Source organism: Bacillus sp. CH140a_4T, from assembly GCF_008923725.1.
In the GTDB taxonomy this organism is placed as follows: Bacteria; Bacillota; Bacilli; order Bacillales; family Bacillaceae_G; genus Bacillus_A.
In genome coordinates, this window is record NZ_WBPF01000011.1 from 1 (window position 1) to 10,728 (window position 10,728).

Below are 10,728 nucleotides of genomic sequence, written 5' to 3' on the forward strand. Positions count from 1 at the left end.
TTTTTCATGTTAGTATCGAGAAGTAATACATATCGGTGGTAAAATCGGAATGTATTTCGAAATTAAATGGTTTTTAAAATCGGTTTTTGTATCGGTTGCAAGTGTATTCCGATTTTGATTGAAATGTTGATTTAATTGTGTTTTATGAGTAAAAAACGTATTCCGTTTTTGGGGGAGGAATAAAAATTGGAACTAAAATCGGAAATGCATACACCCAAAATTGTTGCGGATCTTTTAGGGGTCACAACCGATTTGTTAAAAGTATGGTCGAACGAATTTAATATACAAACGGAGCGAAGCCAGGGAGGGCATCGCAGATACTCAAAGGAAAATGTAGAAGAATTAAAAGCAATAAAAGAAAAAATACAGGTGCAAAAATGGTCTTATGATCAAGTTCGATCATGGCGAAACGGAGAACTTGATTCGTTTGTTTCAAAAGAAGAAAAATCAGAATTAGAAAAGAAATTGGATGAAGTATTAGAAAATCAGCAATTACAAAATCAGTTTAATCAAGCGCTTGTTCAGAAATTACAGGAGATTACGAATGAATTAGTTACGACGAAAGAGCATTTAGCTAATACAGAAAAAAAGTTAACAGAAGTAGAGAGTAAAAACAGTGAATTAGAAATTTTTATAGAGAAGAAATTAGAGAAGCGAGATCAGTTATTGCTTGAAAATATTAGAGAGATACAGAGTCAAAATCAGAAACAAAAACGGAAAGGCTTTTTCGGTTTGTTTAAAAATTAAATGTGGTTGCTATTCTTTGTAAGGTTTAGTGTCGGAAAAAGAAGAATAGCAATATAGTATACATATAATAAGGGAATGCAGTTATAGATCAGTCTATAAGCATTCCCTTATTATATATTTATTTATTTGTATTTATTTTTTTCTTTTTTGTCTTTTGTTATGAAGAATGCAGCTAATATAAAAGATAGAAAAGCTCCTATCCAGCCAATGCTAGGGGAATATATATATATATCTTTAAACATCATTCCACTAGCAATAAGTAGGGCGCCTAAAAATCCTAGAATTGTTGAATAGCGACGGTAATTTGTCATTAAATAGCCTCCTAATATTTTTATTTAGTAGATTTTAGAATTGTTTTTTATTTTATCATACCTTATTTCTGTTTAATTTCGAATATAATAAAAATTCTTAATTAAAAGAAAATATTGTAAATTTACATTTACTGAATATTACATTAATGGTAGTATGAATAGGAGTAAAATATAGGGAGGGTTTTTTTTTGATGAAAATTGGTAAAAAAGTACTTGCTGTTTTTATGGGGATTATGTTGTTAAGTTTTGGTTCGCTTAGTTCTATCACTAGTTATGCACAAGAGTCTAAATTAGATCAAAAAGTATACGAAAGTCTTGAAAAAGCTAAAGATCTTACTGATGATTTAGAAAAAGTTGAAGGTGAACAAGCTGAAAAATATGTAAAAAATTTAGAGAATTTATTAAAAGATGGATCTATTAAATTTAAATCGAACGGTAATGTTGATTTAGAAAATGTAATAATAATGCAAAATCAAAAAAATAAAGAGGTTGTATTGCAAATCCCTCTTTTCTTTAGCGAAGATAAAAATGAATTAGCTACAGTGTACTTTTCTTCAGAAGGTGAATTAAAATCTTATATGGAAAATCATTATTCAGCAAATTTAAAATCTTATAAAGTTCAAATTGAAACTTGGACTGATAATGAAAAAATATTAGATAATACTGTTCAATTAGAAGCTAAACATTTTGAAAAAGAACAGAAAAAAGAAGATGAAGGTTTTTTAAGTTCATTAAATCCTTTTAGTGTAAAAACTGCTAGTGCAAATTCTTTTACAGACTTTTTAAGAGGATTTAATAATTGTTTAGCATCTCAAGGAATTGCTGCATGGGCTATTACTGCTGCTGGTATTGCTTGTGCTGGTTTAGGACCTGCGGGAGCTTCAGCTTGTTATTATGGATTATCGTTCCTTACAGGTGGTGTAGTTGGATATTGTTGGACAAGCGCTAAATATTATCAATAAAATTATTCAAAAAAAAGATAGCTATTTATAGCTATCTTTTTTTTGAATAATTTATTTAAGAAGATTTTTTAATTTGTTCAAACCATTTTTTAAAGGTTTCCTCTGATTTTTCACCCATAATTCTACTTTGTTCTTCTCCATCTTTATAATGGATAATTGTAGGTGTTCCTTTGATATTATAATCTTTCCAAGGATCTATTTCTTTTTCTATATTTAAAACTTCCATGTTTATGCTCATATCTTTTGCCATAGGGACAATAATAGGCGAAATTTTTAAGCAATGTGAGCAATTTGTTTGGTAAAAATAAATAACTTTTTCTTTTTTTTCTAAGAGGTTTTGTTTTAATTCTTGTTGTGAAATTTGATTTTTATAGTAGTTTTCTTTTTTGTTGATTAATAGAGTTATAGTTACTAATAAAACTATTGATATAGTTGCAAAGATTAACATCTTTTTCATATTATTTCCCCTTTATATTTTTAATATCTACAATAATTATTCTGAATATTAAATCTATAAAATTATAACATAAAAATATCTTTTAGGGCACTTCTTTAATGTAGAGGTATTTTTTTATTTATGAATGTTTTAACTTCTTTATTTATAGTGTTTTGAATGTATACTTTTTTCTTATTTTGATGGTTTTATGGGAATAGGGATAAATTTAATGTTTTAAGGGAAAATGAATGTAAACTAATATTTAAAAGTTTACATTTGATAAAAGTAAAAAAGAGTCCTATGTTTATGGGATTCTTTTTTTAGTTTCTGATAACATTGTATTAATTGAATGTAAAGAGGGATTTAGTAAGGATTTGAATATGTGAACTATTAGTTTACATGTATTAGATTAATGGTTTCTTTATTAATTAAGGGTTTATATGTAATGATTTCTTAGAGGTGAATAATATGAATTTAGGTTCGCAATTGAAAAAGTTTCGTGAATCAAAAAGCTTTTCGCAAGAAGATGTAGCTCGAAAGGTTGGAGTGACTAGACAAGCTGTTTATAAATGGGAGAGTAATAAAAGTTATCCTGATATTGATAATTTGATTTTACTTAGTGATTTATATGAAGTAACAATTGATGAGTTAATAAAGGGATCAGGGGATGCTAGAGAGGGTTTAGATAAAAAGGATAAAAATGAGTGTGAAGATGATGATGAGGTAAATGATTTTGGATTTTTTATAGGTATTGTTCTTATATTTGTAGGGATATTTATTGGTATTGAAGGGGTTTCTTTATTTATAACTATATCAGGGATGCTAATAATGGTATTTTATAGTGATGTGAAAAAAGTAATTATTAATGAATTTAAAATAAAAAGAAGACCGAACTAGAAAAACAATCTAGTTTGGTCTTCTTTTTATAATGTAAACAAATATTCAAAAGTTTACTTTAGAAATTAAAAAAGTATGAATTCTATTAAAGGAATTCGTACTAACAACATAATTTTATCATAATAAAATCTAATTTTTAGGATTTTATAATAATTGGAATGTTAATTTGGTATAATAATTATGTACATGTAAAATGGTGTACAAGTTAATATTTCCTTGTTTCAAAAAGACCAATTCTTCACACCAGAATTGGTTTTTTTATATTTAATCAATTATAAAATTCTCTTTCTCTAAAGCTCTATATCATATCTTCTATGTTTTAATGATTTGAAAGTAAACAAAAAAGTACGAAGTCTTTTAAAAGACTTCGCACCAATAATAGATTAAAATACAGTTCATCGGAAACTGAAAGGGAATTTCATTTATATTATTATAACTTATCCATCCCCATTTTTGGTAATTAATCGGAAAATATGCAAAATTTCATATTTTATTCCCACTAAAAGTGATGGAATTACGTTTAATTTTGAATTTTCTTTTTATTTTTATTTATATTTATGGTAAACTAGCTTATGTAAGACCGAATTCCTTAAGAGCCTAGATATATTTCTATTCATTATACGCAAAAAAACCAATTCTCGTGTAATAGAATTGGTTTTTTTGTATGCAATTCAGTCAATACAGCAACTTGAACCCACATTTTCAAATGTAGTCTTATTAATTTTATCACAAATTTAAATAAATAAACGTAAAAGAGTTCTTTATATAAAATATATAAAGAACTCTTTAAAAGGATACAACCCTTTTAGGTAGATTAAGTGATGGATATGTATTATATCATAGATACTCATCATTTAATAGAATGGGAGAAGAAAGATGAACAGTAAGAGTCAATGGTAAGCGGACTGGAATGGATCAGCGGTTTATGCTGATCCATGAAAGGAGCATTAAGGAATTGACACGTGCAGCCGATTTATCACCCTCTTGGCATTTCCTCAAAACGAACCGTTTTGGGGATGCCAACCGGCGAGGGAGCCCCTCAAGGATTGAGGGGTTGGGGAGTTCGAATGATGGGGTCTGGGGAAGAGTTCCCCAGTGGGTTTGGGCAACGCCCGAGGTTTTATTTTTGCCACGTGTAATGTGGCTCGGTAAAGCCGACAAGCGTCGCAGACCCCTATCGATTTTGATGCGTTAGCGTCAAAATACGTATAGGGTTACGTTAATTGACATCATTTCGTCGCTTTGCTAGACTGATGGTATCAATTAATCTAGGGAAAGTGGTGGCACTTTATGTTGGGTTCTATCTCATTTAATCAATCCCACCAAAGTTCATTAAGTCATAATAACAGAGAAAATATTCATGGGAATCCTGGTATTGATCCATCCAGGTTACATGAGAATATTTATTTTGTTCAAAAGGATATCCGAAGTGTATACCAGGATGTCTTTCAAGAAGCGGTGGATAAATATAATGAGAAACAAAAACGGAATGACCGTAAAATTGATGACTACTATGACAAAATACATAAAGACGATAAGACGCATGAGCAACGAGAATTAGTCGTAGCGATCGGTGAAGGGAAAGATGACTCGAAATATAGGGAAGCCAAAAAGGAAGCGTTAAAACAGTATGCTGAAGCGTTTCAAAGGCGAAACCCTAATCTAGCAGTTTATAACATGGTTTTACATGATGATGAAGCGAATCCACATTTACATATTAACTATGTACCAAATTTCGAAAGTAGTCGAGGATTAACGAGGCGTGTCGGAATGGATAGAGCTTTGCAACAACAAGGTGTCGAAGGAACGGGAAGAAAGTTAATTGCACATTGGAGAGAATTAGAAACGGCTTATATTGAGCAATTGGCTAAAGAACATATTCCGAATTTTGAACGTGCTAATGTAGGTTCTCATAAGTACATGAAAGTTCGTCAATACAAGGAGTATGCAGAAGCGAAGTCAACTATTGAAAATCAAGTACAAGAAAAAGAAACAGAATTACAAACGATTGATTATGATTTGAAAAATGTTGAAGAAAAAACAAAAGAATTACAAGTAATGAAGAGTAGTTTGGAAAGTGATGTAATTGATAAACAAAAAGAACTAGAGACAGTGAAACAACAAGTAGAGAGTGAAAACGAAAAGCTGCAATTAATTGGCCAGCGTCATATAGAGTTAGAAAAAAGAGTAGAACAAATGCAAAAAGAATTAGATAGTGCTACAGATCAAGTACCAAATGAACCTGTTAAAATTCCATTCTTACATAAGGAAATAGTAGTAGAAGTACAGGATAAAATGTTTGGAAAAGCTGAAATCACGAAGAAACAAACAAGAAATTATGTGTTATCACCAGAACAATATCAAGAATTATCAAAGCAAGTGAATGCAGCCGTCATTATTAAAAAAGATTATGAGCGTTTGAGAGAAACGGATTTTGTGAAAGAGAATGAAAGTTTAAAAGTCCATGCAGAGGGATGGATGAAAGAAAATCGAACGTTGAAACAAGAAAAAGGTAAGTTGCAAAAAGAAGTTGGTGTACTAAATAGAGAAATAAGCTCATTAAAAGCTCATATAAAGGGTTTGCAGATGAATATAAGGGTTTTGTATGTACAAACAAAGAAAGTTTTTAAAGAGAAATTTAAGGCGTTTAGAGGGATTGTTAAAAATGATTTAGATAATATGGGAGCTAATAATTATTTTGAACAGGAATATAAGAGGGAAACTCATAAACAGCGAGGATATGATATGGAACGATAAAAATATATTAGGGAAACTAAAAAACATGATAGAATAAAAAAAGAGTCATGCGGCTAACATGACTCTTTTAAAAGGGTATTTTAGCGAAAATACCTAAACTCATTATCTGTTTATAGATTATCATAATTTTATTGATAGTCAAATAGAAAATAAAGGTGTTTTCGTTGTGCCCATAATATGAGAGGGGCAACAATACATGAAGGAAAAAATTATTAATTTTGGACAAGCTGAAAAAAAGGCAAAAGAAAGAGATAGTAAGATCAATAGCATTTATGAAAAACTTGAAGGTAGCGGTGGACTTTCTGAAGAAGAAAGAGCTATTATGCTACAAGTGTTAAGTAAAATGTCTGGTGGGGAAGAGTATTTTATAGGGAAAAAGAAAAAACCTACAGATCGGGTGAGATTTGTGCAGATAATTACTGATAATATTAATTATGTATGTAAAATTGGATATCTGACAAATGCTGAAAAAGCTTTTTTAATTGATTTAATACCATACATAGAATTTAAAACTAATATTTTAGTTGAATGTTCGGATGAAGATTCAGACGAAATAGATGCAGATGCAGCTACACCGAGTTACTTAGCAAGAAAGTTAGGAAAAGGTAGAAGTAATCTTTCTGTTTTAATGAATGGGTTATTAGAAAAGGGAATTTTAGCAGTTGCAGAATCAGGAATGACAACTGAAGATGGACGTATTTGTAGTTCTCGTACATGGTTTGTGAATCCTAATATTTTATGTTGTGCTCCTAAAGATGGAGTAGATAAGGCCACTATGAAGATTTTTAAGAAGTCTCTTAGAAATTTCAAGGTAGATGGAGATAAGAAAAAACATAATTTACCGATTTATTTATTTTAGATGTCATTTGTTATTGACATCTTTTTTTTATTATCATTTTCCATTTTTTAGGTGTATCTTTTTTCGAACACAGGTGTTCGAATTTTCGAACACCCTAACCCTCTCAAACCCTTGTTATTATTGGCTTTCTTCATTTCTCTCTTCTCACTCTTATATATAGGGCTAAAAGTTCCGCAAGGAACGGGTTGTATTTTTGAGAAAACCACTCAAAAATCTCCACCCTCAATATCAAAAAGTCAGTTCGTTAATCCTCACTTAAAGGCTAACGCCTTTTCTTTTTGATATTGTCCTTGCAAAACTTTTTTCGGCTCGTGTGCTTTTCTCGCCAAGCCGACAGACAAAAAGCAAAGCAATGGTTCTCGACTTGGATTAGCAATTATACGAGCCGAATCGCTTAGATCATTCGTCCAAAAATAATCTTTATTCAAAAATAGATACGTACTACGTGGGGTTTCGTCCCCACACGACGAGCCAGCACTCTAGCCAAAAAGCAATGGAAGACCTAAGAGCAAGATCCAAAGAAAGTGGGCTAGTATATAGTTTTTATTCTCGAAATTTCATTTTCCCTTAACCGTTTGTTTCTCACTTAATTCCTTGATATTCTCAATTTATATACTTATGACTTAATTAAGGAGGTTGTTCTTTGCTGACATTATTAAAGATTACATTTGGATTAATTAGTTGTATTTTAGCCGTTTACTCTTTAATAACTGATAAGTTTGAAGTAATGCCTTATATGTCTTTGTTTGTGGGATTGATGGTTTTAATGACAGGATTTTCTGATTTAAAAGAAAATCGAAAAGCTTCGGCATATACGCTATTTTTAGCATCAGGATTTATTATATTTGTTGCGATTTATACTTTCATTTTTTAACATACATGGGGTATCGTCAGCATTTCGGAAAAAAACAGATTAAGCAAAACTAGAATAAGCCGTCCATATGGACGGCTTATTTACATAAAATTCGTTAGCGGGTATCTTTGCCCATCCCCCGAAAAGGGGTATTAATACAGAATATCCCAAATATCATTTGGATTACCCTTAAAAATATATGTTTCACATCTTCTATAACTGTATCGACATGTATCAAATATAAATAAGTTGTATTTTTGAAATGAAAAACTCTACATTTTTAGCTGTTTCACAAAGTTACATTTTTTGACATCAAGTTTAAATTTCTTATGGATTAGGCTTATCCCCCTTTTTCGGTGGATGGGCATAAACAAGCAAAGAAAATTTATTATGAGGACGTGTTATTAAAAAAGGGGGGGTGTTACAAATGTTGGAGAAATATAGAAAAATATCGAAAGTGATTGTGCTTTGGGTTAACATAGTATTAAGGTAACTTTCCTAAGTAAGTATTTAAGGGGTGAATAATTTGAGTTTGACATATAAGAGACCGTTAATTTTTATTGTCCTACTGTATATTGTATTAATAGCTTTTAATTATGCAAATCATAATCAATTTAATTGGTTTGAAAACCTTATAAAAACACTATTTATAGTAGGTTTTTTTGAAATTATGATGTGGTTATTTTCTTCAAAAAAAACAACCTCTAGAAAATAAGAGGTTGTTTTTTAACTATTACCAAGTTTTTCCAGTCCATCCTTCTTCTTCATATATACATGTACCTAGATACCAAGCAAGCTGCCCAGCTAAACCAATTAAATTACCTTTGACGCCTAATCTAATCATTTTTCTAGCTGCTAATTCATATTCTTTGTTAGTAATATTAGCAATAATAGAACCTATAAAGCCTACTGATAGAAATTCTTTATAATTTGCTATAAGTTTTCTTTCTATACAGTTATCTACAGCTTCTGTTTCTTGTTTGAATGGATCCTCATAGCCAGGCGGTGTATTTACACGTTGGATTTCTTGTCTCAATTGTTCTAATTCTTCGGTTTTACCATATTTGTTTTCTATCATATCAATATCAATATCTACAACTCTTCCGTGTTTATCTTTAACTGCAGCTTCTTCAACAACAAACTTCAATTGTGCAGCTACTTCTTGTACTAATTTTTCTTCTTCACTATTAATCTCTTGAGCTTTGGAGATTCCAGCGAAAGAAGTTGTAAACAAAGCGAGTACGAGAGTCATTGATACAATATTTCTTAATATAGCCTTCATTTTTAATCCCATCCCTTTTCCTTATTTATGCTTTTTTACCGGTATTTTCTAGCACATTTCTATCTTAATACATAAGTCTATAAAAATATATCTCCTTCAGAAAGCGGAAAAATGATGGAATTCAACGATTACTCCCTTTAAAACCGTGGTTTCAAGATAATCGCAGTTTATTTATTCGAATATTCTGCGTTTTATTTATCAATTTAATTGTGAATACAAATATAATGTTAGATGGTAGATTAACTGTCTTTAAGAGCACAATTTGGGAGGGCTGATTAAAGTTTTATTGTTATCTAATTGTATGAATTTCGTAAAATGTCTGGTGCTATCTCTTATAAAAAGTGGGTACAATGACGTTTTCTTAATCCCCCTTTTCGAGGGATGGGCAAAAACACCCTTAGCGGAAGTTTATTTTTAAATTAATGTCACCCAAACTTTATAAATACATGGTTTCATAGTACACTCTTCGTCACAGAAAATATTATACTTAGGGCCACATAATGTATTAGCTCTTACTAATTCATAGATGAGAGAAGAGGCTATTTTTTCATCTTTAGTTTTGTATCCATCATATAGGTAGCCAATCTCATTGTATATTACGTTATATGCCCATTCATGAGCTTCTCGCATTGTTTCAAATGCCATTCCATCTTCATGCCATTGAATGTCCATATTAATCCTCCATTTAACATAAAACTCGTTCTAGGAAGTTATTCTTTTCTTTTACTTTGTAAGTAATCCAATAACAATTATAACAATTAAGATAATTGCCCACATGATAAAATGCTGGTTTCTTTTTACAAATTTTATTGTTGTATCAGGGTCATCTGTCTCTTCAAAGCGTTCTATTTTTCTTTTTTGTACAACCAGTGTCCAAAAATATACTGCATTTCCTATTGATAAAATCAAAAAAGCATTTCCTAAATGACCATTTTTAAAGTTATCGTATAAAGACCAAATGAGTAATAAAACAGTATAGACCATGAATGCATTTTTACTGGCTTTTTCTACATGATGTTTTTCCATTTCGTCTTGCTTTTGTATCCACATTGTTCTTTTGCTCCTTTATTTCAAGATTATTCAAGTGTAAAAATGTCTTCCATTTTTAGATCAAAGTAATGAGCTATTTTCAATGCTAATTCTAAATTTGGATTATAGTGATTGTTTTCAATGGCTACAATCGTTTGTCTTGTAACTTGTAAGTCCTTTGCCATCTGTACTTGTGTAATTTTATGTTGTACTCGTAGTTCCTTAATTTTATTTTTTACAGCCATCATTTCACCTACAATGTAAAGATATATTTACATATTATCTTGGAAAATATAAAACCCAAAGCATATTTTAATTACTTTGGGTTAATGAATATCCTATACAGGTTAAGTTAACATAACGCATTATTATCGGTAGCAACTATTTCATAGAATCGTTATTTTTATGAGGTTTCTTACTTCAATGTTTATTTATTTCTTATACAGGATTTTATACATTGTTGATGTAGCGGTGATTCGGAGGATCCCCGCTACTCTTTTTTTTGCATAAAATCTTGTATAAATAAAAAAGTTTTTCATGTTAGTATCGAGAAGTAATACATATCGGTGGTAAAATCGGAATGTATTTCGAAATT

Annotated in this window: 12 protein-coding genes; 6 read left to right on the forward strand and 6 right to left on the reverse strand. The window is 30.4% G+C overall.

Going from position 1 to position 10,728, the window contains the following annotated elements; translation table 11 throughout:
• The first annotated feature begins 186 nt into the window (after positions 1–186).
• On the forward strand, positions 187–747 hold the full coding sequence (locus F8162_RS08170; protein WP_151616757.1) for a MerR family transcriptional regulator: 561 nt from the start codon (positions 187–189) through the stop codon (positions 745–747).
• 122 nt (positions 748–869) lie between these two features.
• On the opposite strand, the gene F8162_RS08175 is transcribed toward F8162_RS08170, so the two are convergent.
• Complete coding sequence (locus F8162_RS08175; protein WP_134189576.1) at positions 870–1,058, reverse strand: hypothetical protein; 189 nt, start codon at positions 1,056–1,058, stop codon at positions 870–872.
• Positions 1,059–1,246: 188 nt separating this feature from the next.
• Between F8162_RS08175 and F8162_RS29050 the strand changes: the two genes are divergently transcribed.
• Positions 1,247–2,020 (forward strand): hypothetical protein, encoded by a 774-nt coding sequence (locus F8162_RS29050; RefSeq protein WP_225987890.1) that lies wholly within the window; start codon positions 1,247–1,249, stop codon positions 2,018–2,020.
• Positions 2,021–2,075: 55 nt separating this feature from the next.
• Here the strand turns inward: F8162_RS29050 and F8162_RS08185 are convergent, their stop codons facing one another.
• The gene (locus F8162_RS08185) at positions 2,076–2,477 is read right to left on the reverse strand and encodes a thioredoxin family protein (RefSeq protein ID WP_151616759.1); all 402 of its coding nucleotides are present in this window, start codon (positions 2,475–2,477) and stop codon (positions 2,076–2,078) included.
• A gap of 447 nt (positions 2,478–2,924) precedes the next feature.
• Here F8162_RS08185 and F8162_RS08190 point away from each other — a divergent pair, with 447 nt between their 5' ends.
• From F8162_RS08190 to F8162_RS08215, 4 genes are all read left to right on the forward strand, one after another.
• The gene (locus F8162_RS08190; protein WP_151616761.1) at positions 2,925–3,353 is read left to right on the forward strand and encodes a helix-turn-helix domain-containing protein; all 429 of its coding nucleotides are present in this window, start codon (positions 2,925–2,927) and stop codon (positions 3,351–3,353) included.
• A 1,290-nt stretch (positions 3,354–4,643) separates the two neighbouring features.
• A complete protein-coding gene (locus F8162_RS08200) occupies positions 4,644–6,110 on the forward strand; it encodes a plasmid recombination protein (protein WP_151630237.1) in 1,467 nt (488 codons plus the stop codon).
• A gap of 196 nt (positions 6,111–6,306) precedes the next feature.
• The gene (locus tag F8162_RS08205; protein ID WP_151869328.1) at positions 6,307–6,969 is read left to right on the forward strand and encodes a MarR family transcriptional regulator; all 663 of its coding nucleotides are present in this window, start codon (positions 6,307–6,309) and stop codon (positions 6,967–6,969) included.
• Between the two features lie 643 nt (positions 6,970–7,612).
• Positions 7,613–7,843 carry a YczI family protein gene (locus F8162_RS08215; protein ID WP_151630236.1) on the forward strand — a complete coding sequence of 77 codons (231 nt, stop codon included), beginning with the start codon at positions 7,613–7,615 and terminating at the stop codon, positions 7,841–7,843.
• A gap of 712 nt (positions 7,844–8,555) precedes the next feature.
• Here F8162_RS08215 and F8162_RS08225 read toward each other — a convergent pair.
• The 4 genes from F8162_RS08225 to F8162_RS08240 form a co-directional block, all read right to left on the reverse strand.
• Positions 8,556–9,116 (reverse strand): hypothetical protein, encoded by a 561-nt coding sequence (locus F8162_RS08225; RefSeq protein ID WP_151630235.1) that lies wholly within the window; start codon positions 9,114–9,116, stop codon positions 8,556–8,558.
• A gap of 402 nt (positions 9,117–9,518) precedes the next feature.
• Positions 9,519–9,776 (reverse strand): hypothetical protein, encoded by a 258-nt coding sequence (locus tag F8162_RS08230; protein WP_151630234.1) that lies wholly within the window; start codon positions 9,774–9,776, stop codon positions 9,519–9,521.
• Between the two features lie 51 nt (positions 9,777–9,827).
• A complete protein-coding gene (locus tag F8162_RS08235) occupies positions 9,828–10,154 on the reverse strand; it encodes a hypothetical protein (RefSeq protein WP_150159642.1) in 327 nt (108 codons plus the stop codon).
• Between the two features lie 26 nt (positions 10,155–10,180).
• Positions 10,181–10,378, reverse strand: a complete 198-nt coding sequence (locus F8162_RS08240; protein WP_151630238.1) for a helix-turn-helix transcriptional regulator — start codon at positions 10,376–10,378, stop codon at positions 10,181–10,183.
• Between the last annotated feature and the right edge of the window lie 350 nt (positions 10,379–10,728).

What these genes read in the sequence shown, in the direction of transcription:
- F8162_RS08175 (WP_134189576.1), bottom strand. Translation starts at nt 1,058, where the DNA reads ATGACAAATTACCGTCGCTATTCAACAATTCTAGGATTTTTAGGCGCC.
- F8162_RS08185 (WP_151616759.1), bottom strand. Translation starts at nt 2,477, where the DNA reads ATGAAAAAGATGTTAATCTTTGCAACTATATCAATAGTTTTATTAGTA.
- F8162_RS08190 (WP_151616761.1), top strand. Translation starts at nt 2,925, where the DNA reads ATGAATTTAGGTTCGCAATTGAAAAAGTTTCGTGAATCAAAAAGCTTT.
- F8162_RS08200 (WP_151630237.1), top strand. Translation starts at nt 4,644, where the DNA reads ATGTTGGGTTCTATCTCATTTAATCAATCCCACCAAAGTTCATTAAGT.
- F8162_RS08205 (WP_151869328.1), top strand. Translation starts at nt 6,307, where the DNA reads ATGAAGGAAAAAATTATTAATTTTGGACAAGCTGAAAAAAAGGCAAAA.
- F8162_RS08225 (WP_151630235.1), bottom strand. Translation starts at nt 9,116, where the DNA reads ATGGGATTAAAAATGAAGGCTATATTAAGAAATATTGTATCAATGACT.
- F8162_RS08230 (WP_151630234.1), bottom strand. Translation starts at nt 9,776, where the DNA reads ATGGACATTCAATGGCATGAAGATGGAATGGCATTTGAAACAATGCGA.
- F8162_RS08235 (WP_150159642.1), bottom strand. Translation starts at nt 10,154, where the DNA reads ATGTGGATACAAAAGCAAGACGAAATGGAAAAACATCATGTAGAAAAA.
- F8162_RS08240 (WP_151630238.1), bottom strand. Translation starts at nt 10,378, where the DNA reads ATGGCTGTAAAAAATAAAATTAAGGAACTACGAGTACAACATAAAATT.